24 protein-coding genes are annotated in these 26,022 nt (G+C 57.0%); 13 read left to right on the top strand and 11 right to left on the bottom strand.

What is annotated here, in order from left to right; all coding sequences use genetic code 11:
* Window positions 1–4: 4 nt before the first annotated feature.
* On the top strand, window positions 5–1,378 hold the full coding sequence (locus EYQ49_07485) for a cysteine--tRNA ligase (GenBank protein ID HIG25713.1): 1,374 nt from the start codon (window positions 5–7) through the stop codon (window positions 1,376–1,378).
* A 94-nt stretch (window positions 1,379–1,472) separates the two neighbouring features.
* Here the strand turns inward: EYQ49_07485 and EYQ49_07480 are convergent, their stop codons facing one another.
* The 3 genes from EYQ49_07480 to EYQ49_07470 are packed head-to-tail and all read right to left on the bottom strand — an operon-like array spanning window position 1,473 to window position 4,846.
* Complete coding sequence (locus EYQ49_07480; protein HIG25712.1) at window positions 1,473–2,681, bottom strand: acyl-CoA dehydrogenase; 1,209 nt, start codon at window positions 2,679–2,681, stop codon at window positions 1,473–1,475.
* A gap of 48 nt (window positions 2,682–2,729) precedes the next feature.
* A complete protein-coding gene (locus EYQ49_07475) occupies window positions 2,730–4,298 on the bottom strand; it encodes a hypothetical protein (protein HIG25711.1) in 1,569 nt (522 codons plus the stop codon).
* A gap of 23 nt (window positions 4,299–4,321) precedes the next feature.
* Window positions 4,322–4,846, bottom strand: a complete 525-nt coding sequence (locus tag EYQ49_07470) for a DUF3499 family protein (protein ID HIG25710.1) — start codon at window positions 4,844–4,846, stop codon at window positions 4,322–4,324.
* A 76-nt stretch (window positions 4,847–4,922) separates the two neighbouring features.
* Between EYQ49_07470 and EYQ49_07465 the strand changes: the two genes are divergently transcribed.
* Window positions 4,923–5,630 carry an HAD family hydrolase gene (locus EYQ49_07465; GenBank protein HIG25709.1) on the top strand — a complete coding sequence of 236 codons (708 nt, stop codon included), beginning with the start codon at window positions 4,923–4,925 and terminating at the stop codon, window positions 5,628–5,630.
* On the opposite strand, the gene EYQ49_07460 is transcribed toward EYQ49_07465, so the two are convergent.
* Window positions 5,607–6,785 carry a hypothetical protein gene (locus EYQ49_07460; protein ID HIG25708.1) on the bottom strand — a complete coding sequence of 393 codons (1,179 nt, stop codon included), beginning with the start codon at window positions 6,783–6,785 and terminating at the stop codon, window positions 5,607–5,609. The two genes, EYQ49_07465 and EYQ49_07460, sit on opposite strands and share 24 nt — an antisense overlap.
* On the opposite strand from EYQ49_07460, the gene EYQ49_07455 reads away from it, so the two are divergent.
* On the top strand, window positions 6,733–8,139 hold the full coding sequence (locus EYQ49_07455) for an MFS transporter (protein HIG25707.1): 1,407 nt from the start codon (window positions 6,733–6,735) through the stop codon (window positions 8,137–8,139). The two genes, EYQ49_07460 and EYQ49_07455, sit on opposite strands and share 53 nt — an antisense overlap.
* On the opposite strand, the gene EYQ49_07450 is transcribed toward EYQ49_07455, so the two are convergent.
* The 4 genes from EYQ49_07450 to EYQ49_07435 all read right to left on the bottom strand — a co-directional run bounded on the left by EYQ49_07450 (window position 8,136) and on the right by EYQ49_07435 (window position 10,421).
* Window positions 8,136–9,005: a 3-hydroxybutyryl-CoA dehydrogenase gene (locus EYQ49_07450; protein HIG25706.1), complete on the bottom strand. Its 870-nt coding sequence runs from the start codon at window positions 9,003–9,005 to the stop codon at window positions 8,136–8,138. The two genes, EYQ49_07455 and EYQ49_07450, sit on opposite strands and share 4 nt — an antisense overlap.
* On the bottom strand, window positions 9,006–9,500 hold the full coding sequence (locus EYQ49_07445; GenBank protein HIG25705.1) for a peptidylprolyl isomerase: 495 nt from the start codon (window positions 9,498–9,500) through the stop codon (window positions 9,006–9,008). It abuts the gene before it with no gap.
* Window positions 9,501–9,891: 391 nt separating this feature from the next.
* Complete coding sequence (locus tag EYQ49_07440; protein HIG25704.1) at window positions 9,892–10,224, bottom strand: GNAT family N-acetyltransferase; 333 nt, start codon at window positions 10,222–10,224, stop codon at window positions 9,892–9,894.
* Window positions 10,224–10,421, bottom strand: coding sequence for a hypothetical protein (locus EYQ49_07435; GenBank protein HIG25703.1), 198 nt, complete (start codon window positions 10,419–10,421; stop codon window positions 10,224–10,226). The genes EYQ49_07440 and EYQ49_07435 overlap by 1 nt, the downstream gene beginning before the upstream one ends.
* 17 nt (window positions 10,422–10,438) lie before the next feature.
* Between EYQ49_07435 and EYQ49_07430 the strand changes: the two genes are divergently transcribed.
* Window positions 10,439–11,182 (top strand): ABC transporter ATP-binding protein, encoded by a 744-nt coding sequence (locus EYQ49_07430; protein HIG25702.1) that lies wholly within the window; start codon window positions 10,439–10,441, stop codon window positions 11,180–11,182.
* A gap of 3 nt (window positions 11,183–11,185) precedes the next feature.
* Window positions 11,186–13,888 carry an FtsX-like permease family protein gene (locus EYQ49_07425; GenBank protein ID HIG25701.1) on the top strand — a complete coding sequence of 901 codons (2,703 nt, stop codon included), beginning with the start codon at window positions 11,186–11,188 and terminating at the stop codon, window positions 13,886–13,888.
* 48 nt (window positions 13,889–13,936) lie between these two features.
* Here the strand turns inward: EYQ49_07425 and EYQ49_07420 are convergent, their stop codons facing one another.
* Complete coding sequence (locus tag EYQ49_07420; protein ID HIG25700.1) at window positions 13,937–16,003, bottom strand: AAA family ATPase; 2,067 nt, start codon at window positions 16,001–16,003, stop codon at window positions 13,937–13,939.
* A gap of 142 nt (window positions 16,004–16,145) precedes the next feature.
* Here EYQ49_07420 and EYQ49_07415 point away from each other — a divergent pair, with 142 nt between their 5' ends.
* From EYQ49_07415 to lnt, 5 genes are all read left to right on the top strand, one after another.
* A complete protein-coding gene (locus EYQ49_07415; protein HIG25699.1) occupies window positions 16,146–17,111 on the top strand; it encodes a hypothetical protein in 966 nt (321 codons plus the stop codon).
* Entirely contained in the window at window positions 17,108–18,157 is a 1,050-nt protein-coding gene (gene hemE / locus EYQ49_07410; protein ID HIG25698.1) for a uroporphyrinogen decarboxylase, read from the top strand. The genes EYQ49_07415 and hemE overlap by 4 nt, the downstream gene beginning before the upstream one ends.
* Window positions 18,154–19,512 (top strand): protoporphyrinogen oxidase, encoded by a 1,359-nt coding sequence (hemG, locus tag EYQ49_07405; protein ID HIG25697.1) that lies wholly within the window; start codon window positions 18,154–18,156, stop codon window positions 19,510–19,512. The genes hemE and hemG overlap by 4 nt, the downstream gene beginning before the upstream one ends.
* 63 nt (window positions 19,513–19,575) lie before the next feature.
* A complete protein-coding gene (locus EYQ49_07400; protein HIG25696.1) occupies window positions 19,576–20,154 on the top strand; it encodes an adenylate/guanylate cyclase domain-containing protein in 579 nt (192 codons plus the stop codon).
* A gap of 5 nt (window positions 20,155–20,159) precedes the next feature.
* Window positions 20,160–21,668, top strand: coding sequence for an apolipoprotein N-acyltransferase (lnt, locus tag EYQ49_07395; GenBank protein ID HIG25695.1), 1,509 nt, complete (start codon window positions 20,160–20,162; stop codon window positions 21,666–21,668).
* On the opposite strand, the gene EYQ49_07390 is transcribed toward lnt, so the two are convergent.
* Complete coding sequence (locus EYQ49_07390; protein HIG25694.1) at window positions 21,643–22,422, bottom strand: class I SAM-dependent methyltransferase; 780 nt, start codon at window positions 22,420–22,422, stop codon at window positions 21,643–21,645. The two genes, lnt and EYQ49_07390, sit on opposite strands and share 26 nt — an antisense overlap.
* 1 nt (window position 22,423) lies before the next feature.
* The gene (locus EYQ49_07385) at window positions 22,424–22,861 is read right to left on the bottom strand and encodes a D-tyrosyl-tRNA(Tyr) deacylase (protein HIG25693.1); all 438 of its coding nucleotides are present in this window, start codon (window positions 22,859–22,861) and stop codon (window positions 22,424–22,426) included.
* A gap of 61 nt (window positions 22,862–22,922) precedes the next feature.
* Between EYQ49_07385 and EYQ49_07380 the strand changes: the two genes are divergently transcribed.
* Genes EYQ49_07380 through EYQ49_07370 form a run of 3 tightly spaced genes read left to right on the top strand, consistent with a single transcriptional unit; the run spans window position 22,923 to window position 26,019 of the window.
* Window positions 22,923–24,209, top strand: coding sequence for a glycosyltransferase family 1 protein (locus tag EYQ49_07380; protein ID HIG25692.1), 1,287 nt, complete (start codon window positions 22,923–22,925; stop codon window positions 24,207–24,209).
* On the top strand, window positions 24,210–24,956 hold the full coding sequence (locus EYQ49_07375) for a class I SAM-dependent methyltransferase (protein ID HIG25691.1): 747 nt from the start codon (window positions 24,210–24,212) through the stop codon (window positions 24,954–24,956). It abuts the gene before it with no gap.
* Window positions 24,943–26,019, top strand: a complete 1,077-nt coding sequence (locus EYQ49_07370) for a prenyltransferase (GenBank protein HIG25690.1) — start codon at window positions 24,943–24,945, stop codon at window positions 26,017–26,019. The genes EYQ49_07375 and EYQ49_07370 overlap by 14 nt, the downstream gene beginning before the upstream one ends.
* Window positions 26,020–26,022 lie beyond the last annotated feature (3 nt).

Genomic DNA, 26,022 nt, shown 5'->3' with positions numbered 1-26,022 from the left:
TCGGGTGCTTCGCTTTACTGACAGCCTGACCGGCCAAAAAACAGACTTCGCTCCCCGCGACCCCGGCAAAGCCTCGGTCTACTGGTGCGGGCCCACCGTCTACGACGCCCCCCACCTGGGGCACGCTCGTTCCACCCTGGCTTTTGACGTGTTAGTTCGTTACCTCAAGTGGTCGGGCTACGACGTCACCTCGGCGTCGAACGTCACCGACATTGACGACAAGATCATCAACCGGGCCGCCGCCGAAGGCACCACCGAACCCGAATTAGCGCAACGCTTCGAAGAAGTATTTGTGTCCGAGATGGATCGCCTCAACATCTTGCACCCCGACCACCGCCCGCGAGCCACCGAATACATTGACCAAATGATTGCCGTCATTAGCGACCTGGTTTCTCGAGACATGGCCTACGCCACCGACTCCGGGGTTTACTACGCCGTCAATAACCTCGACGGTTACGGGGCACTAGCAAAACAAGACCTCGAACAACTGCGAGAAAACGCCGGCGCCCGCGTGGAGGTCGACAGCGACAAAAAAGACCCACTGGACTTTGCCTTATGGAAAGCCGCCAAAGAGGGTGAACCCACCTGGGACTCCCCTTGGGGCCCGGGCCGCCCCGGCTGGCATATCGAATGCGTGGCCATGGCACTCGACCTTCTGGGCGAAGACTTTGACATTCACGGCGGCGGCGACGACCTAATGTTCCCCCACCACGAAAACGAACGAGCCGAATGCTTGGGGTGCGGCCGCCCCTTCGCCCGCACCTGGGTGCACAACGGCATGGTGCAGGTAGGCAGCGAAAAAATGTCCAAATCGTTGGGCAACTTTCAAACCTTGGCCGACCTTTTAGACAACTGGGACCCTCGGGCCTTACGGTTGTTGGTTTTGCAAACTCATTACCGCAAAACCATGGAAATAACCGAAATCACGTTAACCACGGCGGCCGCCGCCTTAGATCGCCTTGATGCTTTCACTCGACGCATGGAAACCGCCGACCTTCCCGACCTCCCCAGCGACCCGGCCACCGTGGAACGCTTTCGCATCGCAATGGACGACGACCTGGGCACCGCCGGAGCATTAGCGGCCATCTTTGATGCCGTGCGTGACGCTAACCGAGCCCTCGACGCCGAAGACCACGATTCGGCTGCTGCCTTAACCGCCGCTGCTTTAGAACTCACCTCTGCTCTAGGTCTTGAGCTGGGCGACCAAGCCCGACCCGACCAAGGCGACCGAGCAGAAGTCGACGCCCTGGTAGCCGCCCGCAGCGCCGCCAAAGAAGCCAAAGATTACGACCTAGCCGACCAGATCCGCAAAGAACTCACCAGCTTGGGCATCGTGTTAGAAGACAGCACCACCGGCACCACCTGGCACCGCTCCTAACGCCAAATCAAACTCACCGTTCTGGTGGAATCGAACATCCCCGAACCTTGAGATGAAACATAGGGCCTGGCCCCATGTTTCATCTCGGGGAGATCTAGTTACGGGGAACGTCTATCCAAGGGATCTTTTTGTCGACCCGCACATCACCGGGAAGACCCAAAACCCGTTCACCCAAAATGTTGCGCATCACCTCAGACGTGCCGCCCTCGATGGTGTTGGCACGAGCCCGCAAAAAGGCGTAATGGGTGCGTGTCGCATCATGGCGTTCCCCATGAGCCGGACGGCGGCGCTCATAGCCCTCTTCGTAAAGTAAACCTTCAGCGCCCAAAAGATCCATACAGGTTTCGTAAATACGCTGATTCAGCTCAGCCGACTTGACCTTGCCCACCGATCCTTCCGGCCCAGGATTCCCCGCCTTGGAATTCTCTCGAGCCCGCCAGTTCGTCAAACGCAGCGCCTCAGCCTCAATCCACAAAGCAGACACCCGGTCGCGCATAACTTCCGCTTCAGAAGAAGCCAACGCTTCGCGCCGATCTTTCCACAAACGCATCAGGTCAGCAATAGCGCCCGAACCCTTTTGCACCGTGCCGCCCAAAGCAACCCGCTCGTTCATCAACGTCGTGACCGCCGCCGCCCAGCCGCCGCCCACTTCGCCAAACACCCGGTCATGAGGAATACGCACATCATCAAAAAACACTTCGTTGAACTCCGCCTCACCGGTAATTTGATGTAACGGACGCACCTCCACCCCGGGAGACTCCATATCCAACAAGAAGTACGTTAAACCCTTGTGCTTCGGCTGATCCGGGTCGCTACGAGCCACCAACATGCCCCAGCGCGAAACATGAGCCAAAGTAGTCCACACTTTTTGCCCATTAACAATCCATTCATCGCCATCACGCACCGCCCGAGTGGCTAAACCAGCCACATCCGACCCCGCCCCCGGCTCAGAAAACATCTGACACCAAATTTCTTCGCCAGTAAACATGGGTCGCAACAAGCGTTTTTGCTGCTCCGGCGTCGCATAAGTAAGCACCACCGGGCCACCCATACCGATACCAATGGGGTTGATCAACAAATCGTGGTAAGGCACCCCAGCGGCCCGCAACTCAGCGTCAACCACCGTTTGTAGCCGGCGACTCGACAAACCCAAGCCCCCCAAGCCTTCAGGAAACTGCACCAAAGCCAAACCTCGGTCAAATTGCTCACCGCGAAAAGTGAACTGGTCGACTTGCGTGTGGTCAACTTCAGCCAAAAACTGGGCCGTCAACTCGCGAATCTCCGCTTCGGTAACTTCAGCCATAACAACCTCTCTTAAACCCAAGACACGGTGCCTCAAGCCGAACAGAACCTAGCCCGGTTCGTCAGCCAAAACTAAATCGCGCCACGCATAAAGAAAACCATCTCGCGAACCCGAATAAACCGAGCCCTTCCACACCGTTACCGAAGACTCCACACAAGCGCCCGTCGTCACCTGCCACAACTCCGGCGGGCTTACTGACGTATCCGAAACATCAAAAGCGCGCACCCTGCCCGAGCAATCGCCCATAACCATTACCCCATCCACAATGGTGGGCGACGACCACGTCGGACCAGGCAAATCCAACGACCAACGGATCTCCCCGGTCGCCCGATCAATGCCATGAACCAACCCTTGGTCAGTAGGCACAATAACCAAATCCTCATAAATGGCCGGGGTAGCCCACACCCCCGAATTCACATAAGGCCGGTCATGCACCGACCACACCACCGGATCATCTGGGTTGCCAGGATCCAACTTTATGATCTGACCCACCTCTTTAGACCTCTCGGTGCTGCGCTCGTACTCCACCCCTACATAGAGAAACCCTTCATCATCAGGAACAATGCTGGCATCTACATCGTCGCCGGCCCAAAAACGAAACACCCGATGCGGCTCCACCCCATCTTTAAGCCCGCCGATGTCCCACCCCTGCACCAACCCACCAGAATTAGCAAAGTAAAGCACATCGCCCAAAATCAACGGCGACATTTCGATAGACACGTTGGATCCCACCGCCGAAAGAAGCTGCTCATCCCAACCAGCAAAATCCCACAACAACTCTGGCTCCACCGTGACCTGCCCCAAATCGTCATAACCCCGATTCAACTTAATGATATGAAACCGGCTGTTCTCTCCCCCAGCAAATAAATAGTCGTCGATGACCAAAGGTGCAGAATCCCAGTCGTTGTTCCACTTGGTGGGCGACACGTCATAGGCATGCAACCGCCACAACTCCACCGCTTCGTCCCCTTCGATACCCAATACACGCAGATAGTTGTCTCGCGAACCGGTATAGACCAGCGGAAAACCATCCGGATCCACAGTTACCGAACCCTTAATTATGTCCCCAGTAACGAAATCTGGCAGCAGTCGCTCACCGGTTTCCGCATTCAAAAAATGCACCTTGGCGTCATAGGCCCCAAAAACCAGCCAAGTGATTTCCCCACGTTCAAAAATCGCCGGTTGGCCAGTCCAGCCCATACCGCACCACTGTTCATCTACCCCAAAGACGCTGCTCATTGAACACATGGCCTGACCAGCAGGAAAACGCCACGCTCTTTCTGGCTCTTGAGGCACCGGGCCCTCGCCATGCCACCGACGGGTCGGTGAACCGCGAAAAGTCAAGACCCCCGACACCGTGTTGCCCCACGGTTGGCCGATACTTAACGGGTCAACCCACCCAGAAAAAGGCGGCAGCGTGGTGGTAGTCGTCGTAGCGAGCACCACCGGTACGGTAAGAACCGGCGGCGGAGAACTCGTAGTCGGCGGCGCACTGGTGGCAATGGACAGAACTGGAAGCGGCTCGATAGCTGCTTCATCAACGTCGCTTGTTAAAAATCCAACAACTCCGACCACCGCCCCAGCCAGAAGCATCAGCACCGTAAAAATGCGGCGCATAATCAATGCCGTCTCACAAGAGCTTAAGCGAGGTCTAACCCATCGGGGTCAAAATCATCTAAAGACATTTGCTCGTCGTCGTCTTCGCCAAGCAAATCTCGTTGATCCCAATCAAAATCATCGGCCGAACCAATGGGCGATGCTGGATGGCGATCTACCCCCAAAAATGCTCGAGCCAGTAACGGGGTACGAGTCGGCTCCGGAGCGGGGTCAAGCGTTTCGCCGTCGTTTTCTTCTGTCAAACGGTTACGCAAAGGGTGGGTGGCTTCAACAACCGGACGAGGCGCAGTTGGTGTCGGGTCAACCAGACGTCCCACCGACGAGGCAGGCCGTACAAAAGCCACCACATCGCCGCCCGGGCGTTCATCCAAAATATCCCAACCCTGTGGGGCCTTCATACGATCCAAATGGACCTCACAAAGAGCAACCCGGCCCGGGCCGTCAATTTCCCCCGGGTCGCGAACGGTAAAAGTCAAATTGTTGTGGTTCATGATGACCAACACAATGGCGGGGCCGTTACAAGCTGGTCGCATACATAGGTGGCGCATAAGGGAAACGCTAGCCTCGGCGCCGACCTCAATCGGGGACACCCCAGCCCACACCTTCGCCCTCTATGCTCAGCGCATGATTAACCGCCCCGTACTCGGTCTCGATGCCGACGACACCCTTTGGGAAAACCAGGCACGTTTCGATACGGCCCAAGGCGAATTTCGTCAATTGCTTTCCCCTTGGGCCGACGGAGAACAAGTTGATGCTTCTCTCCTCGCTCTTGAACGAGTCAATATTGAACGCTACGGGTACGGCGTAAAAAGCTTCACCCTTTCTTGCATCGAGACGGCCATCAACCTGACCGAAGGCGCTATTGATGCCCAACAGATTTCTCGAATATTGTCTACCGGTCAAGCCCTCATTGATCACCCGGTTGAGCTTTTACCGACAGTGGCCGACACCCTGCACCTTCTTGGGGAAAGCCACCGCTTGATGCTCATCACCAAAGGAGACCCCGCCGACCAGCATCGCAAAATTTTAAACAGCGGCATCGTGGATCATTTTTGGGCTGTTGAGGTAGTGCGAGAAAAAGACCCTCACACCTATGGCGCTCTTTTGCGGCAACACCGAGTTGAACCCAACCAGTTCACCATGGTCGGCAACTCCGTGCCTTCCGATGTACTCCCGGTTATTTCTTTGGGGGCCCAAGCCATACATATACCTCACCACACCACTTGGGGGCATGAACACGCCGACGATGCATCTTTAGTCGGAGTGGACTTTCCGGTATTGGACTCTTTTAGTGAACTCCCTGCCCTATTAGCCGAGCGATTTATTTCTTAGGTAACTACCTTGAGCGGCCGCTTGGCGCATAGCGGTTGCCACATCAATGACCCAAGGCCCGTTGCGTTCAACCCATAATTCGGCCTGGGCGCCTTCCGCTAAACGCCTTTTGCGTTCGCCATCAAAAGCCAACAAGATTGGGCCCTCTACCCTCACCCGTTCACCAAGTTTGAGGCGTCGCACTTCCTGAAGCCCGAGGTCGTCGTAATGGCCGGGGGCTGTCGGACCTCGCAATACTCGTTCGCTTGCTGCAGGCGGGGCAAAACGAATCAACAACCCTGCATCGTCGTCGGCGGTGATCTCTTCCACCAATCCACCAACCCCCGCAAAACCAACCGAAGCCGGGTCTGCTCGAGTCAACACCGCAATCCCTAAAGTTTTCGGGTCAAAAAGCTCCAACGAACCGACGTAACGGTCATCTACCGACACCGCATCGATTAAGGCCAAGTCTGGTTCTTCAAGGTTCCCTTGGTCATCCCAAACATCTAGGCGAACGACCTTCGCCGGCCCCGCCACCTCACCGATAGCTACTCGGCCGGTTGCTACATGCCCTGCGGCGGCACCGGCCACCGTGGCTTCCACAAAAACCGGGAAAGCATTATTGGTGCCAGTAGATACGGGGATCACCGGGATATCCGGCCAGGATTGAGCGGCCACCCGATTCGTCCCATCGCCCCCCAGTACCAAAATCACCGCACAACCAGCATTGCGCATCCACTCCACGGCGTGGTAGGTGTCGCGTTCAGTGAACGTCAACTCCGTACCCACCCAATCCAGGTCAAGACCTTTAATGGTTTCGGTAGCCCGGCGCACAATGCCGTGCGGGTCACCGTGAACAACAAAACGGTGCGCTCCTGTTTCAACTGCCCCCAACACCACCCGTCGCACAATGTTGGCTTTGTCGGCCACCGTGACGCTTCCTGCAGCGGCGATAGCGCGCCGCACATCTGTCCCCGACCGAGGGTTAACCACCAAGCCGATAGGGGCAACATTTTTTTGACCATCTTTTTCCATAGCTTGACCGTAATAGGCTCTCCGCGGTGACACCTGACCGGACGCCCCATGCTGTAGTAAATTCTTTGCTGATCTAAGGTAAACCCACATGAATAAAGGCGACCATGGCGGCCGTGGACTGACCGCTCGCCGCAACCACATTAAACAACGACCCAACTACCGGCAGTGGGTGCTTTACGTTGCTTTGTTCAGCACAGCTACCGGTAGCTACCCGGTCACCGTGCTTTCAGCGTCCTTGCCCCGTATCGCTACCCAAATCGGCACCACCGATGACACCATCATTTGGGTGATCGCCGCCCCCCTGTTGGCTTTTGCCGTCGTCACCCCCATCGCCGGCAAACTTGGCGACCTTTACGGACACCGTCGTATTTTTCTTTTAAGCTTCTCCTTGGGTGCCGTGCTTTCTTTAGCCACCTCACTGGCTTGGGACATTACCTCGCTCATCGTTTTACGTACCCTGGCCCAAGCTGCCATGGCCTCGGCCGGGCCTTCCACCATGGCCATGATCGTCAGTATTTTCCCTCGCCGCGACCGTTCGAAAGCACTCGGTACATGGGCCGCCGTGGTGGCACTTTCCCCCGCAGTGGGCGTAGTCACCGGCGGGCCACTTATTGAATGGCTGGGGTGGCGGGCCTTGTTCGTAGTTCAAGGGAGCGCCGTGCTGATTGCCCTCTGCTTAGCCCTGCTGGTGGTCCCAGAAACCCCCACGCGACCCGGTGTGCGATTTGATCTCCCCGGCTCGTTTGCTTTGGGCGTTGGGGTCAGCGGCCTACTTTTAGGCATCAACCGCGGTATCGCCTGGGGCTGGGGGCACCCCATCGTGTTGGCCTGCCTCGTGGTGGCTCCACTTTCGCTCGCCGCTTTTACCATCATTGAGCGTCGCACCTCTTCTCCGTTGCTTCCCCCGGAATTCCTTCGCCGCCCCAACTTCACCTACCCAATTTTGTCTCAAGCAGTTATGCAAGCGGGCTACATGGGGGCCATGGTTATGGCGCCTTTTTTACTGGCGCGCCTTTGGGGGTTTCGCCCCACCATTATCGGATTACTTATGCTGCCTCGCCCCCTCACCTTTGCGTTAGCAGCTCGCTTAGGGGGCCATCATGACCCACTACGGGGCGCTAAAAAAGTTGCGGTCACCGGCATGCTGGTTTTTGCCGGAGCCATGGTGATCGCCGGGATAGGCGCCCAACAGCATTGGCTTTTTCTCTTTATTTCTGGTGCCGCATTGGCCGGGGCAGGCAGCGGTTACATCCGAGCCGCTGTTACCAACGCCGTGACCACCGCAGTGGGCGACCAAGACTTGGGCATCGCCGGGGGAACCATCAATATGGTGCAGCAAGTGGGGGCTGCCTTAGGCATCACCGTGCTTACCGCCCTCATGGGCGATCACGTAGATGGCACTTGGTTCTTATTTTTGCATCTGGGTGCTGCGGCCGTGGCCATCGTGGCCGCTCTGCTCGCTACCCGTATCGTGGACCAACCGACACCGGTTTAGCGGTAGTCGTAAAACCCTTGGCCAGATTTTCGTCCGAGATGCCCAGCAGCCACCATGCGTTTCAACAATGGTGGCGGAAGGTAAGAGGCGTCGCCGTATTCTTCGAACAAGGTTTCTCCGACCAGCATCATGGTGTCGAGGCCGATCATGTCACTGAGTTCTAGGGGGCCCATCGGGTGCGCTGCACCGAGTTTCATGCCGGCATCAATGTCTTCGGCGGTGGCGTATCCCGCTTCGTACATTTTCATGGCCGCCAACAGGTAAGGGACCAACAACATGTTGACCACAAAACCGGCCCGATCTTGGGCGGCCACTACCGTTTTGTTGATGACCTCGGTGGTGAAGCCGGTGATGCGTTCGGTCACCGAAGCATCGGTGCGCACCGATGGAATAACCTCTACCAGTTTCATGATGGTAGCTGGGTTGAAAAAATGCATCCCAATAACTTGTTCCGGGCGAGCCGTACTCATGGCAATATCGATAATGGGTATTGACGAAGTGTTGGTAGCCAATATGGCTTCCGACGAGGCCAGCACCGCATCGAGGTCAGCAAATATTTTCGCCTTGAGGTCGAAAGATTCCACCACGGCCTCTACTACCAAATCACAATGAGCGAGGTCGGCCATTTCGGTGGTGTAAGACAAGTTGGCCAGGGTCGCCCCATGAGCATCTTCGTCAAGTTTTCCGCGTTCTAAAGCTTTTGCTAAAGAACGTTCGATACCTGCTTGGCTTTTTTCGGCAGCTTCGGCACTGATTTCTCGCACCACGGTAGGGAGCCCGGCTTTGGCCATAACCTCAGCCACGCCGCCGCCCATTTGGCCGCCGCCTACGACGCCGACCCGTTCAATGCCAAATGCTGCAGCCATTTAAGAAGCCTCGGACTCAGTGATGGTTATGGATTCAATGACCACATCAGCCAACGGGCGGTCACCGGTAGCGGTGGCTACATTTTGAATGGCTTCGGCAACTTCGAGCCCTTTGAGGACTTGCCCAAACAAGGAGTACTGCGGCGGTAGGCCACAACCGCTCGCGCCGGTCACGATAAAGAATTGACTGCCGTTGGTGTTGGGCCCGGCGTTAGCCATAGCGAGGGAACCGATCTCGTAGCGGCCTGGTGCAGGGAGTTCGTCAGCAAACTGGTAGCCCGGTCCGCCGCGGCCCGTACCAGTGGGGTCGCCACCTTGAATCATGAACCCGTTGATTACCCGGTGAAAAATAATGCCGTCGTAGTAATGCCAGCGAGCCAAGTAAACAAAGTTGTTTACTGTTTTGGGGGCCAACGCTGCATTGAGGTGAATGGTCATGGTGCCGGCGTTGGTCACCATTTCTGCTGTGTAGGTTTTTTCTGGATCAATGATCATGGGCGGCTGGCCGACAAAGTCGGTTCGTCGTGGGCTGGACCCGTCTACTTCTGGGATGTCGCTGGTCTGATCGTTCACAGTATTCTCCTGAAATTCTCGTCGCCACCGTTTAGCGGCGCACCCAAGAGGCTAGAGGCCGAAAAGCCAAGCCAAACCCTCAGGGTCACCCAATGGGCTTCAATGCTTTATTAGGGTGCCATCATGGCTTCTTGGCCCGCACCGCAACCTGTTTTGGCTCTCCAATGGGCCGCTAACCCGCCGACCGGTTTTCAAGACACTGCCGACTGGGTTGGGCTAGCTTGCCGTTCCTGCGAGGTCAGATGGCGCGGCCATGTTGGTGACCCCTGCTGGTCGTGCGGCATCCAAGGCCACCGGCCGTCTGGCACACGCCTTATTCCTTGTTAGGCACTGCTAAATCTCGCGCCAACATTTGCACCGTTTTGGTGTCTCCTTCGGTGTCTTGGCTCCCCACTGGTTCAAACCCGAAGGCGGTGTGAAAGGCCAGAGACCGTTCGTTGCGGGGCCGGGTATTTACCTCCGCACAAAGCACCGGGTGGTCGGCGGCTTGGTTAATAAATGCCCAATAGAACGCTTGGCCCATGCCTCGCCCGAATGCTGGTGGAGCCACCACCACTCGATCGACATAAAGGAAACGGTCGTAACGACTGCTGAACCATTGGTAGTTTGCGCTGGGATAAGCCAAGCCAGCGCCTTCCAACCCAATTAAAACCCCTGAATGCGGCTTTCGATTTCTCCTACTAAAAAAGTGTGCGCAACCTCGGCGAACCTTTCCAGGTCTGCGATTTCTAAAAGGTTCACAGCCGGGACTGCTTCGTTGTTAAGAGCTAACACGTCAAAGAGGTCTGTGGGTGGGGCGGGGCGTAAAACTATCTCGGCCTCAGCATTTATTATTTTATTCATCTCGTAACCTTCCTCTTATGAACGAAACTGAACATCAACGGTCAGCCGCTCGGGTTGTTGGCGGTACCAAAATTTACGGCGATGGGACCACCGAGGTGCGTGCCCTTGACGAGGTGACCGTCGATTTCACTACCGGCCAATTCACGGCCATCATGGGCCCGTCGGGATCGGGGAAGTCCACCCTTATGCATTGTGTGGCCGGTCTTGACACTTTGACCAGCGGCCAAGTCTTTTTAGGCGACACCGATTTAGGGTCGCTTTCGGAACGCCAGTTGACCTTGTTGCGGCGCCACGAGGTGGGCTTCATTTTTCAATCTTTCAATCTTTTACCCACCCTTAATGCTCTAGAGAACCTGACTTTGCCTTTAGATCTGGCTGGGGAAAAACCCGACCCGGAGTGGCTAGAACAAGTTATTTCAGCGGTAAGCATCGGCGACCGCCTAGATCACCGTCCTGACCAACTTTCCGGCGGGCAGCAACAACGGGTGGCCGTAGCTCGGGCTTTGGTCTCTCAGCCTTCCATTATTTTTGCTGACGAACCGACCGGCAATTTAGATTCCACCACTGGGTCCGAAATGCTGAACTTTTTGCGTTCGGCGGTAGACGATCTGGGCCAAACACTGGTCATGGTGACCCACGATGCGGGAGCCGCCAGCCGCTCCGACCGCGTGCTGTTTCTGGCCGATGGGTGCATTGTTGATGAAATGGCCAACCCCACCTCGGACGCCATTTTTGACAAGATCAAAGACCTCGAGAGTTAACCCGTGTTTCGTCTTACCCTGCGTAATATTTTGCGCCGCAAATTGCGTTACGCCCTCACCACGCTGGCCGTGGTTTTGGGGGTGGCTTTTCTGTCCACTTCTTTTTTCCTGACCGACCACATTCGCGACACCTTTGACGAATTAGCTAGCGACATTAGTGGAAAAAGTGACCTAACCATCCGCACCTCGGTCGGTGAAGGCAGCCGCATGAACCGCCTCCCGGTGCCCGAAGGCGTACTGAAGTTTGTTACCTCCGACATAGACGGAGTAGCCGCTGTATCCCCGGGAATTCTTGTTCCACAAGTAGCACCCATCGTGGTGGGTGTCGACGGAGTAGCCGCACCCATTCCTGGTAACGGCCCACAATTTGGCGGCAACCACGGTGAAATACCAGAACTTACGCAGACCTACCTCACCGGTGGCCGGGCTCCTCAATGGTTGGGTTCGTTAAAAGACGACCCCACGCTAATCGGAGAGTTCGCTCTTGATAACCGCAGTGTGACCATAAACAACATGGTTTTGGGGCAGGTTTATTCGGTAAGTAGTTCCACCGGAAACCGAGACTTCACCTTGGTGGGGCAGTTTAACTTTGGTGCCCCTGACGAAAACAAAACTGTTGGGGCCTCTATCTCCACTTTTGAGCTGCGCACCGCCCAAGAGTTCCTCAACATGGAAGGCTTGCTTAGCCAAGTAGACATTCTGCTTGATGAGGGCGCCGACGCCCACCAAGTAATGGCCGAAATTCAAACCGGACTTGACCAAGCCATGGGGCAATTCCTTCTTGACCTACCTACCTACTCACCGGAAATCCAAGAACTTTTAGCCCCTTATTTTGGCGCCACCCTTGAGGTAGTCACCTTCGAAACCATCGTTGACGAAACCCAAGAAGACTTCGATCAGTTTGTCTCCATCATCTCTAGCGTGTTGTTGGCCTTCGCCATCATCGCCGTAGTGGTTTCAACCTTCATCATCAACAACACTTTTTCTATCGTCTTGGGCCAACGAGTGCGGGAGTTGGCGTTACTTCGAGCGCTAGGGGCCACCGGCCGCCAAGTCAGCCGGTCGGTACGTGGTGAAGCGGTGATTATCGGCGCTGTCGCCACCGTTATCGGGCTGGTCGTTGGTTACTTCTTAGCTACCTTCTTGCGGTTTCTTTTGGTCGCTTTAGATTTTGGCAACCTCCCCGGGGTCCTTCCGATTCGCCCCCGCACCATCGTGGTGGCAACCCTGGTGGGGGTCGGGGCTACCTTAGGCTCCGCCATTGGGCCTTCCCGTAAAGTACGCACCATCTCGCCGGTAGCCGCCCTACGAGACGACGTGCGCCTTACCCCCACTGGTTTACGTCGCCGCCTGCAAGTGGGTGGACTCATGGCCTTATCTGGGGTGGCCCTTTTAGCGCTCGGCATGGCTGGTGATCTTGCCACTCGTCCGCTGCTTCTTTCTTTGGGGCTCGGCGCATTGGGCATCTTTTTCGGCGTTTACCTGCTTAGCCCGGTTATCGCTCGCCCTATTGCCGACCTTCTGGGTTGGCCTATTGAAAAACTTTTCAAAATCCCGGGCCGTTTAGCCCGAGAAAACGCTCGCCGTTCGCCACGGCGCACCGCCGCCACCGCCGCAGCGCTCACCGTTGGTTTAGCGCTTGTTTCTTTGGCCGCCGTGGTCAGCGATTCCATGAAAGCCACCTTCGTGGGGGCAATGGACGAAAGCGTTCGCTCGGACCTCTTTATTTACACCGGCAGTTTTGACCCAATGTCGGGTCTCCCCGACAACTTGGCTTTGGGTCTTAGAGACCTCACCCAAAACCAACCAGAACTCATTGACTCGCTGGTGGTTTACCGCGGCGGCATAGGGGCCATGAGCATAGAAGACAGCGTCAAAGACGTCTTTAGTGCTGACCTCGCCTACTTGGATGACCACCTTGATTTACAGCTTGTTTCTGGACTCTCCGCTAACCCTCCGGTAAACGGGGCTACCGAAAGTCTGCTGGTGCATGTTGACCCGGCGGGCGACCTCAACCTAGAAATAGGCTCTCTGGTGGTGGCAGAGTTCCCTGGCGAACGGTCGGTCACTTTTTCGGTGGGCGCCATTTTTGAAGACTCCTCTATGTTGGGCAACTGGGTGGTCGACAACGGCACTTTCGATCGATACCTCCCTCGGTCTATTGATAACTCCATGTCGGTGGCCTTCAACGAGGTAGCCAATGTTGAGCAGGCGCGTTTTGCAGTAGAGACGATCAGCAACGAGTTTCCACAAGCCACCGTAGAAAACTCTTTGGAGTTGCGTCAATCCATGGAGGCCCAACTTGACCAACTTTTGGCCATCATCACCGTTTTCTTAGGTCTCTCGTTGCTCATCGCGGTGCTGGGCATCACCAACACCTTGGCTCTCTCGGTTTATGAACGCACCCGAGAACTGGGGTTACTGCGGGCCGTCGGCATGACCCGCCGACAACTCCGACGCATGGTGCGCTGGGAAGCCGTAATCATTGCTCTCTTCGGCGGTGTGCTGGGGGTAGCGATGGGTGTGCTCTTTGGATTAGCCGCTATTGCCGCTATTCCCGAGACCTTCGTTGACGTGGTGTCGGTGCCGATGGCCAAACTCCTGCAATACTTAGTCATCGCCGCAGTATTCGGCTTGTTGGCCGCCATTTTGCCCGCTCGACGAGCGGCTCGTCTCAATGTGCTGGAAGCCATCTCTCATCACTAAATATCTCACCGCTAACGGGCAACAGGCCATGTGACAAGCACCAGAGAACTATTTCCCAAGGGGGGCAGGTAACGGCTCTTCATGCAAAATAGCCACTCGTTGGGTCGCTCGAGTAAGCGCCACAAATAGAGACCGCAGGCCCTGGGTTTGTTCGGCCACTATTCGAGCCGGTTCCACCACTACTGCAGCATCAACTTCCAAGCCTTTTACCAAATTAACCGGCACCACGGCCACCGAAGAATCCAGCCCCTGACGAGTCGGGCGGCCAAACGAAACCCCCGCCGCTTCAAGCAAGGCTTCAACTTCCTCCACCTGCGAAGCAGCCACGATTACCGCAACGTTGCCGGCCCCCGCTGCCGCAGACTCCTCTGCCACCGTGGCCACCAAACCCTGCGTCGGGTCATCAAACCGGGCCGCTATCACCCGAGGGAGCGCACCCTCACTACGTACCGCCCGAGGCAGGGATAAATTCGGGGCCACGGCCGCTAATACTCGGTTGGGCATTTCCATAAGGGGCGCCGGAATGCGATAACCCACCGTTAGTTCATAGCGCCGCACCGGTTCTTTATTGGGCAAATGCTGCAAGATATTGTCCCAATTATCTTGCGCCCAAGCTCCGGTGGCCTGGGCAATGTCGCCGACCACGGTCATTGACCCATTTAACGAACGCCGCTTCAACATGCGTAGATCCATTGGCGAAAGGTCTTGCACCTCATCGACCACAATGTGCCCGTAAGTGCGAACTGAATCTGTAGAGCGACGGCCCGGACGAGGCCCAAGGGCAGCCCGGGCTTCGTCAAGTAGCGGCGCATCTGAAGCCGACCAGCGGATCTCTGCTGCATTTGGTCGGCGAGGACAAAACAGCGCTTCAACTTGATCTTTATTGAGTTGCCGATCGGCGGCTTGAATCAGAGCCCGGGAGCCGAAACAATCGTTCAATAATTGAGCCGGAGTAAGCACCGGCCACATCCATTCCAAAGCTTCCCGTACCAACAGGTTGGATCCCAAACGCTCCGCTAAACCTTCCGGGTCGAGGTCCTCGTTGCTGCTGGCCGCCAACGCAGCAAACAGTTCGGCCACTATGTATTTCCGTCCGGCGTTATGGGTGCGAAAACGGCGCTGCGCTTCAGCCACCATGGCCGCCGACTGCTCAACAGAAACCGTTAACCATTGCAGTCCAAAACCCAAGCGAAGGTCTGTCCTTAAGGGGCGCTGGCGGGTTCGTACCGCTCGAGTAATAAAACGAATCATCCGCAAGTCGCCTTTGAGTAAGGCCACCGCTTCAGGGTCTCGGCGGTCGTCTACCCAAGTGCGGCCCACCAAGTCGGCCACCGAAGCCATTTCAATACCGGCCTCCCCCAAGGAGGGCAAAACTTGTTCTATGTAAGCCAAAAATAGCCGATTGGGTCCCACCACCAGCACCCCTTGGCCATCCAGAGGAAACCGGTGGGTATAAAGCAAATAGGCCGCCCGATGCAGAGCCACCACCGTTTTGCCGGTACCTGGGCCCCCTTGAACGGCCAACACTCCTGGCAAAGGGGCGCGAATAATGGCGTCTTGTTCGGCTTGGATGGTGCCTACGATGTCGCCCAAACGGCCCGTGCGCTCGGTTTCTAAGGCGGCAATAAGCGCACCTTCACCCCGTAACCCTTGGCCGTCGTCGGTACGGAACCGCTCTAAATCGCCAAACAGTTCGTCCTCTATGCCCAGCAACTGGCGGCGGCGGCTAATGAAATGCCGACGGCGCTGCAAACCCATAGGCGTGGGGCCGGTCGCTCGATAGAAAGCCTCAGCAATGGGGGCCCGCCAGTCCACCACGATCGGATCTTGTTTTTCATCCCATACCCCGACTCGGCCGATATAAAAACGGCCCTGTTCGGCTTCGTCTTCTTGGTCGATGCGGCCAAAAATTAGCGCCGCTTCGCCCAGCTCAAGTTCGTTCAGTCGGTTAGCCACTGACTCCCAAATTGACTCTCGCTCAAAGCGAGCCTGGTTTGTGCCGCCTCGGCCTACCTCAACCATGTCGGTAAGTTTCAAGGCCCGTTGACGCGCCGCTTCAAGGAGTTGATACGCCGCATCGACGTACTCCTGTTCTGCTTTGAGTTCTGGATGCATGGGCCCTCTCACCGGAAAATAAACGGCATTTCTTCATCGAAGAAGACCTGTTTTGACCGAAGATTGAGTCTATCGGCGGAATATCTTGGCAATCCGGTGTCTGAGGCGTCATTTTTTTGTTTTGTCCTGCCACGATGTTTACATGACCACTATCGGACTCGTCTTAAGCGCCGGAGGAACCTCCGGAGCAGCCCATCATGCCGGGGTGTTGGCGGCTTTAGAAGAGGCCACTGGGTGGGATGCTCGAAGCGCCGACCTTCTGGTGGGCACCTCTGCAGGGGCCAGCACCGCCGCCACCTTGCGTGCTGGTCTTTCCGCTATCGACCATGCCGCCTACTACAACAAGACGCCGTTAAGCGCCCAAGGTCAAGCCATAAGCGATCGAGTCACCACTCGTTTAGATCTCCCCGAAAACCCTCCCCCGCCAACCAACCGACGGCCCGCTAACCCGACCCTTCTGGTACGCGGCATTTTTGGGCGAGGCAGGCCACGCCCCATAGTTTCTTTAACCGGGGTACTTCATGAAGGCACCGTTGAAGGTTCGGCCTTAGCCGCTCGGGTAAGTGAGTCGCACCCCGAGCCTTGGCCGGATGCTGCTACATGGATTTGCGCAGTGAACCTGAAGTCTGGGCAAAGAGTGGTTTTTGGGCGGGACGATATTTCGGCCGACCTCGGACCTGCTGTTCAAGCCTCTTCTGCTATTCCGGGTTACTTCGAACCCGCCGTCATTAACGGGCAGCGTTACGTAGATGGTGGGGTGCACTCAACCACCAACGCCAGCCTGGTGGCGGGTTTGGGGTTTGATCTAGTCGTCATTTCTTCTTCCATGACCGCCGTGGCGCAGCAGTCGTCGTGGCCCGGCGGGCCGTTAGGGCGTGCTTGGCATAGCCGCACCTTGCGCCGCGAGGTTGAAGCTATTCGAGCCAGCGGCACCCCGGTACTAGTTTTTCAGCCCACCGCTGACGACCTTGCGGTAAGGGAAGCCAGCAACTTAGCCACCCATAATGCCGCGGCCGTCTGTTCGGCGGCCCGTATCTCTACTCTGGCCCATCTGGCTCACCCTCGTTCAGCCACCGGGCGAACGCTTTTAGAAAATCATTCATCATGACCTCTTACCCTGATTCAGTATTTCTGGCCGCTTGCCGTGGCGAACCCCATGCCCATACCCCGGTGTGGTTCATGCGTCAAGCCGGCCGGTCGCTCCCCGAATACCGGAAAGTACGGGGCCCGGGCAGCATTTTAGAGGCCATTGCCGACCCGGAACTCTCCGCCGAAATCACCTTGCAGCCGGTACGCCGATACGGCACCGACGCCGCCATTTTGTATTCTGACATTGTGGTACCGGCCCAAGCCATCGGTTTTGGGGTAGAGGTTCAACCGGGTTTAGGCCCCGTGGTGGCCCAACCGTTTGCTTCAGAAAGCGACCTCCAACGCCTGCGCCCCTTAGACCCCGAAGCCGACACCCCTCATGTTTTAGAAACGGTGCGTCTTTTAGTTGAAGAACTTTCGGTACCGCTTATTGGCTTCGCTGGTGCCCCCTTTACCGTGGCCTCTTACCTCATCGAAGGTGCCCCCTCCCGCACCTACACCCGCACCAAGGCGCTCATGCTGGGGCAACCCGCCCTTTGGGATGCCCTCATGAGCCGTTTGGTAGACCTCGCCGTCGTTTCTTTACGCTCGCAGATAAACGCGGGCGCCGCGGCCATCCAACTCTTTGACAGTTGGGCCGGGGCCTTAAGCCCAAAGGATTACCAGACTCATGTTTTGCCTTACAGCAAACGAGTTTTTGCCGCCCTGGACGACCTTGATGTGCCGACCATTCACTTTGGGGTGGGTACCGGCGAGATCCTCCCTTTGATGGCTCAAGCCGGGTCCACCGTAATGGGAGTGGATTGGCGAGTGCCGCTGGGCGAAGCTCGGCGGCGTTTAGGACCGCAATCTATTTTGCAAGGCAACCTTGACCCAGCAATTTGTTTTGCCCCACCAGAGGTGGTGGAACAAGCGGTCACTGAAGTCCTTGAACAAAACAACCATCACCCGGGTCATATTTTTAACTTAGGTCACGGGGTTATGCCCGATACCGACCCCGCCGTGTTAGAGCGAGTTATCGATCAGGTGCATCGCTTTCCTTTGAACCCGCCCGTAGCCTCGTGACCCGCCGGGTGGTGATTGTCGGTGCTGGCATCACCGGATTATCGGCTGCTCATCGCCTCCTTCACGACGCCCCCGACGTAGAGGTCACCGTTTTAGAAACTGCTGACCGGGCCGGAGGCAAACTCATAACCAATACATTCGCTGGGCTACCGGTAGACGAAGGGGCCGACTCTTTTTTAGTGCGAGTGCCGTGGGGTACGCAGTTGTGTAATGAACTTGGCTTGGCAGATGAACTGGTGGCTCCGGCGGCCCGGCACGCCTCGTTATGGCTGGGCCAAGCCTTGCGGCCTATCCCTTCGCCCAACGTGTTAGGTGTTCCTCTTGATCCCGAGGCGGTGGCTCCGGGAATTCTACCCGACGACGATTTAGCCCGTTTGTCGGGGCCTGGCCTGCCTGACCAACCCCTTCCCGAAGGCGATCTCAGCATCGGTGCCGTCGTGCGCTCCTGTGTGGGCGATGCCGTGTTCGAACGATTGGTGGCCCCTTTGCTCGGGGGGATCAACGCCGGTGAAGCCGATGCCATGAGTTGCGCCGCTATGGCACCGCAGTTGCTGGTCGCGGGGCGTCACCCAGAAGGCATGTTGGCCAGTTTTCGCCAACAACTTGCCCAAGCAAAACCAGGCGCTGCGGTTTTTAACGCTCACCCCGAAGGCATGCAACGGGTGGTTTCGGCGTTGGTGGATCAACTTGGTGATCGCTTACGACTCAGCACCCCCGTTACGGCGCTCACCGCCGGTGATAAAGGATGGACGATACATACCCCAGGTGAAGACTTTCGAGCTGATGGGGTGATCCTCACCGTTCCTTCTTTTGCGGCGGCCCCTCTAGTCGCTCCTTTGCATCAACCCAGTGCCCAAACTTTGGCCGGCATTGAACACGCTTCAGCCACCTTGGTTACCTTTGCTTACCATCGGCGAGACCTTCAGGTAGCAGTCGATCAAAGCGGTTTTTTGGTTCCTCAGTCGGCCGGGCTGCTTATGACCGCTTGTTCCTACTCAGGAAGCAAGTGGGCGCATTTGCATCATCCGGAAAAAGAAATCTTGCGTGTCTCCGCCGGGCGCATCAACGACCAACGACATCTTGCTTTAGACGACCAAGCGCTCATCGACGGGTTGCGCAAAGACCTGGCCACCACGTTGGGGGTCGAAGCTCCACCTTGCGAAACACGCTGCTCACCTTGGCCGGATTCTTTGCCGCAATTTCCGGTTGGTCACGCCGATCAGATGGCGCAGTTGGCCGGCGACCTGGCGGAATCTGCCCCCGGTCTGGTGGTTACCGGGGCCGCTCACCACGGAGTCGGGGTACCCGCTTGTATTAATTCAGGTTTTCAAGCAGCCAAAAATTTTATTTCTTAACTTTTTTGAAGAAAAACTTGGCTTAACCGCCAGAAACAGTGACCGGCGTGGTTCTATTGACTTATGGACCAAGAAATGACCCCAGCCCGGGAATGGGCAGGGCTCCGCACCGGAAGCGGCACCGAGCCCCCAGGACAACTCCCCGATGCCTCGTATCTGAGTGTTGAACGCACCTTTTGTTTTGCTGACCTCACCGGGTTTACCGCATTTACTCGAGATAACGGTCCCTTGGCTGCCGTGGAATGGCTCGACGAGTTTCGCAAAATATCTCGAGATGTGGCCGCCAAACGCGGGGTACGAGTAGCTAAATGGTTGGGTGACGGGGTCATGGTGGTCAGCACCGAACCCACACCAACCATTGCTTGGGGCGGGCACCTGATCGCACACTTTGCCGACGCCGGTTTCAAAGTACGTATCGGCTTGGCTACCGGCGCCGCTTTGCTCTACGAAGGCGATGATTACATCGGCGAACCGGTCAATTTGGCGGCCAAACTTTGCGCCATTGCCGAACCAGGCCAAATTTTAGCGCACTGCGATGTCGCCGATTTACCTTCGTGGCTTCGAGTGATTGAAGAAATCGAAGTGGACATCCGGGGCGTTGGGCCGGTCGGCGGCATTCAACGGTTGGGGTTAACCAACTAAGTCCTATGGACATTTTTTCATTGCGGCGGAGGCTCCTTTTTTGTTTGTTGTCTGGGGTGCTGGTGGTGGCTGCTCTCCCTCCCTGGGGTTGGTGGCCGGCAGCATTTGCCGGGTTTGCGCTTTTTGACCAACTGCTCGCTAATCAACCCAGGCGGGTTCGTTTCTGGTGCGGCTTGGCTCTTGGTCTTGTTTGGACAGCCATCGGTACGTTATGGATGGTGGATTTATCTCCCGGTGGGTGGCTGGTGGTGGTTGGCTTGCACGCCACTTTGTTTGGGGTCGCTGCGTTGGTGGTTCCTTCCGGGTCAGGCCGACGCCCTGCTTTGGTCGGGGCATTCACTTTGGCCGAATTCGTTCGGTGGAGCGTCCCCTTTGGTGGGGTTCCGTTAGCGACCGTGGCTCTTGGCCAAGCCAACGGGCCGCTGGCCCCGGTGGTTCGGGTGGGCGGATCGCTGTTGCTGGTAGCCACAGTGGTCGTTGTTGGGGTGGCCCTGAGTTCTCTTTTTGATGGAAAAAAGGCAACCCGGGGTTCTGCCCTGACCGTAGTGGTGGCCTTTGGTGCGCTGCTGTTCGTTGGCTCCTTGGCTGCCTTGGCTCCTCGGGGCGAGGTGCTGCGAACCATTGAAGTAGCCGTGGTGCAGGGGGGAGGCCCGCAGCGCACCAGAGCTACCGCTACCGGTGCTGCGGTGGTTTTTGCCAATCAGTTGGCCGCTAACCAACAAGTCGCCACCCCGGTTGATTTAGTGCTGTGGCCAGAAAACGTGGTGAACCCTTCTCCCGACCCTGGGGACGGGTCACGCCTAGCCAGCCGGCTCTACCAAGATGAAGCGCATCAAGCGCTAACCGCCGAAGCGCAACGCCTCAATGCGGTGCTGATCCCGGGGTGGTTTCACCAGGACCCCGGCCGCCCAGACGCCAACTTGAATTACTCCACGGCCGTAGAAAACGACGGGACGATAGCCGACCGATACGACAAAGTTCGCACCGTACCTTTTGGCGAATTCGTGCCCCTCCGGTCGCTCATTGAACCCTTGGCAGCCAACATGTTGCCGACCCGAGATGTACACCCCGGCCGAGACCCCGCAATTCTCGATACCTCGCTGGGTCGCTTGGGGATTTCTGTTTCGTGGGAAATTTTCTTCGCTCACCGAGCCCGTGACGCTATAGGAAACGGGGGCCAGATTTTGTTGAACCCCACCAACGGGGCCAGTTACTGGCTTACCTTGGTGCAAACCCAACAAGTGGCCTCCAGTCAACTGCGGGCCTTAGAAACCGGCCGGTGGGTTCTTCAAGCCGCTCCCACTGGGTTTAGCGCCATCATCAATCCGCAAGGCCAAGTACAGCAACGCACCGCAGTGTCTGAACAAGCAGTGCTCCATTCCACGGTGGAACTTCGCCAAGGCCAAACCTGGGCAACTCAAGTCGGGGTCTGGCCTCTGTTGATCTTGAGCGTATTTTTGATTCTGTGGGGGCACCGAAAACCAGAAGCTACGCCGACGGGCGCTGAGCAATAAATCCGTAGACCCGGTGGGGAGTTACCACCTGAGGGCCCGGGTATTTCTCAGCCAGTAAAGTAGCCAGTTGCTGGTCGAACTCCTCAGCTGCTTCTGCAGCGAGGTTCACAATCCCGGCGCTGGCCGCCACCCGGCGACGCCACGATGCGGGAGCATAAACTACATCAAGGTCAAAGCTAAACGAGTCGACAAAAACAAACCCAGAGGCGGCGAACATTTCGCGAATAGAGGTCTCGTAGTCTCGGACCCCGCCTAAATCCCAAGCCGGGTTATGGGTCTGGATCAAAGACTCGGTGTCTCCGGATACCGAGTCGGCCTGTGGCAACCAGTCAAAACCACAAATAGCGAGTTGCCCCCCGGGCCGCAACAAACGATAGGCCTCGGCGCCGGCCCTTTGTGCATCGAACCAGTGCCAGCATTGTCCAGCAGTAACGGTGGTAAAAGTCCCCTCGGTTAGCCCGGTGTCTTCTGCCGAAGCGTTAACCCAATCGATGGAGAGTCCCTCTTCTTGGGCCAGTTGCGCCGCCGCGGCCAGCATGCGTTGATCAACATCTAAACCGGTGACTACACAGCCCTGAGCGGCGAACTGACGAGCCAACGTACCGGTACCACAGCCCACGTCAAGCACTCGTTGCCCCGGCCCGCCAATTCCGGTCTGAGCGAGGGCCGTCAAAGTTTCCGGGGGGAAACCTTTTCGATATTTTACATAGTCATCTGCGGCTTGTCCAAAACGGTCGCCATCTACTCCCGGCATCTCACACCTCAATCATTAAAGTAACCGGACCATTATTTAAAATCGCCACCTTCATATCGGCCCGAAACCGACCGGTCGCTACCTCAAGTCCTCGCTGAGTGAGCCCCTCAACCACCTGTTCAATTAATGGTTCAGCTTGATCAGGCCGGGCGGCGGCCATCCACGAAGGGCGTTTTCCTTTTTGCACATCGCCATAAAGGGTGAACTGACTAACCACTAATAACGCCCCTTGAGTGTCAACAACCGAAAGGTTCATGACCCCTTGCGGGTCATCAAAAATACGTAAACCAGCCAATTTCTCTACCAAACGGTTTGCTTGGTCTGGGCCATCATCGTGGGTTACTCCCACCAAGACACAGAGGCCCGCTTCGATGGCTCCCACAATTTCAGTACCTACCGTGACCGATGCTTGTTCTACCCGTTGCACTAATGCTCGCATGTGACCAACGGTACCCAGTTACCGGGGAGTAATCGGGTCAAAGTCCCGCCACACTTAACGGATGACTTCTTTACCTGCCCCCAAAAATAGCGACGAGGCTTCGCTGCGTATCGCTTTTTTGGCTTACCGAGGAAAGCCCCACTGCGGAGGCCAAGGGGTCTACACCCGCCACCTCACCAAAGCCTTAACCGATTTAGGCCACCATGTTGAAGTGCTGGCCGGCCAGCCTTACCCGGTACTTGACACAGAAGTTCCCTTGGTTTCTCTCCCTAGCCTCGACCTCTACAACGATCACTTCCCTATGCGTAAAGCCCGCATTTGGGAGTTAAAAACCAAATGGGATGTCGCCGAAGCCCTGTCCTTTAACACCGGAAACTTCTCTGAACCCATGGCTTTTAGCATGCGGGCCTGGAGCCACCTCGCCCAACGCCCGAACGAATTTGATCTGGTCCACGACAACCAGTGTTTAGGTTGGGGGCTGCTGCTCATGCAAAACCGGTTAAAACTGCCGGTACTTTCCACCATTCATCACCCCATTACCGTGGATCGACGCTTAGAGATTGAACACGCCCGCACCATTATGGAGCGCCTCGGCAAACGCCGGTGGTACGCCTTTACCCGCATGCAAACCCAAGTAGCGAAACGCATGGCCCGAGTAATGACCGTTTCAGAGTCCTCGAAATCAGACATTGCCGCCGACCACAAAGTAGACCCATCACGCATCCACGTGGTGCCGGTAGGCGTTGACCCAGAACTTTTTCAACCGGTAGACCATGTACAAAGCGTGCCGGGTCGTATCGTCACCACAGCCAGCGCCGATGTGGCTATGAAAGGCCTCAAATACCTTTTAGAGGCCGTGGCCAAACTCCGCACCGAACGACCCATTGAACTGGTCATCATTGGCAAACCCAAAGAGGACAGCGCCAGCGTCAACGTCTTTGAAGAACTCGGCCTCACCGACTGCGTAACCTGGGTACATGGGGTGCCCGACGAACGCATCGTTGAGCTCTACAGCGAAGCCGAATTAGCCGTAGTGCCCTCACTTTATGAAGGTTTTTCTTTACCAGCCATCGAAGCCATGTCTTGCGGCGTTCCCTTAATAGCCACCACCGGCGGGGCACTACCTGAGGTAACCGGCACCCACAACGAGACCTGTTTTCAAGTGCCACCCGGAGACTCCGAAGCGCTGGCCTCCATGATCCGCACCGCCCTCGACGACCCGGCGGCCCGAGCCCGCATCGGCCACCAAGGCCGCCAACGGGTAATTGACCACTGGAGTTGGCGCCACACCGCCGAACGCACCGTTGAGCAATACCGCATCCTTCTTTCTGAACACCCAGGTCGTTAAATGCTTACCGTGCGCTACGACCAACTGGGGCTCCAACCCGGCGACCGAGTGCTTGACTTGGGATGCGGGTTTGGCCGCCATGCCTACGAAGCACTACGCCGCGGTGCCCATGTGGTGGCCTGCGACCTCGGGCATGACGAACTCGTGCAGGTACGCAGCACCAGTGCCGTCATGTGGGACGACGGAGAAATACCCGAAGGCACCATGCTGGAAACCTCCGTCGGTGACGCCACCTGCCTGCCTTTCGCCGATGGTTCCTTTGATCGCATCATCGCTTCGGAGGTCATGGAACACATCGAAAATGACGAAGCCGCTTTAGCCGAACTAACCCGCGTGCTACGTCCGGGCGGGATTATGGCCATTACCATTCCGGCTCGCCTCCCCGAAAAAGTCTGCTGGGCTTTATCCGATGAATACCACGCCCCCCACGTGGTCGGCGGGCACGTTCGCATTTACGGCCGCCAAGAACTCCCCAATAAAATGCGCAGCGCGGGCCTGCAACCAACCGGTTCTCACCGAGCGCATGCCTTGCACAGCCCTTACTGGTGGCTCCGTTGCGCCGTGGGCCCCGACCGCCCCATCGACGACCACCGCCTAGTCCGGGCTTACCACCGGTTGCTGGCTTGGGATATCGTCAAGGCCCCAAAACTCACCCGTTGGAGCGAACGTTTACTCAACCCGGTGCTGGGAAAAAGCCAAGTGGTCTACGCCGCTCGCCCCGAGGAGGCCGCTCGTGTCGCTGCCTGAACTCCCCGGATTAGTAAGCGCTGATCAACTTCAACTCACCGCATCAACCATTGCAGAATGGCAACTCCCTAATGGCATGATCCCTTGGTTCCCCGGCGGCCACAGCGACCCCTGGAACCATATTGAAGCCGCTATGGCCTTAGCGGCGACCGGCAACTTAGATCAGGCAGAAGCCGCCTACCAGTGGCTAATAGACACCCAACACCAAGAAGGACCCGGAACCGGAGGTTGGCACCAGTACTACCTCGCCGACGGTGTTGAGGACCCTAAATTTGATGCCAACGTTATTGCCTACATCGCTACCGGAGTTTGGCATCACTGGTTGATGACCGGAGACCGAGGATTTTTAGAAACCCTTTGGCCCACCGTGGAAGCAGCCATCACCTTTGTTCTTCAACTGCAAACCCCTATCGGGGGCATTAAGTGGGCGCGCCAAGCCGACGGAACTGCCTTTGATTATGCGTTGCTTACCGGGTCGTCAAGTATTTGCCACAGCCTGCGCTGTGCCGTGGCAGTGGGCGAAGAGTTGGGCCACGAACGCCCCGGGTGGGAACTTTCTTTAGCCAACTTGGCCCACGCCGTACGCACCCAACCGGTAGGGGCCTTCGCCCCCAAAGAACGATGGGCCATGGACTGGTACTACCCAGTGTTATCCGGGGCCTTCGACTATGCAGACGGGCGTGCCCACCTCGACCGCCAAGCCGACAAGTTTATTTTGGCCGGCCACGGAGTGCGCTGTGTGAGCGACCAAGATTGGGTAACGGCCGCCGAAACCTGTGAATGCGCTATGGCCTACCAGTTGGCCGGCGACCAAAGCACCGCCCTGAAACTTTTCACTGAAGCTTTGCGCCTACGCCAAGAATCTGGCCACTGCCTTACCGGATTGGTGCAACCCGGCAACATCAGTTACCCGGATCAAGAGTGCTCCACCTACACCGCTGCAGCCATCATTTTGGCCGCCGATGCGCTCTCTGGTTCCAGCCCTGCATCGGCGCTGTTCGTAAACCATGCTGGGCTGCCCGACATCATCGAAACCCAAGCACCGGTTCCCCGCTCCGATTAAACG

It is taken from the genome of Acidimicrobiia bacterium (assembly GCA_012959995.1).
Taxonomy (GTDB): Bacteria; Actinomycetota; Acidimicrobiia; order Acidimicrobiales; family MedAcidi-G1; genus MedAcidi-G2B.
The sequence above is the reverse complement of the archived record's forward strand: the minus strand, read 5'-3'. Positions and strand labels throughout refer to the sequence as shown.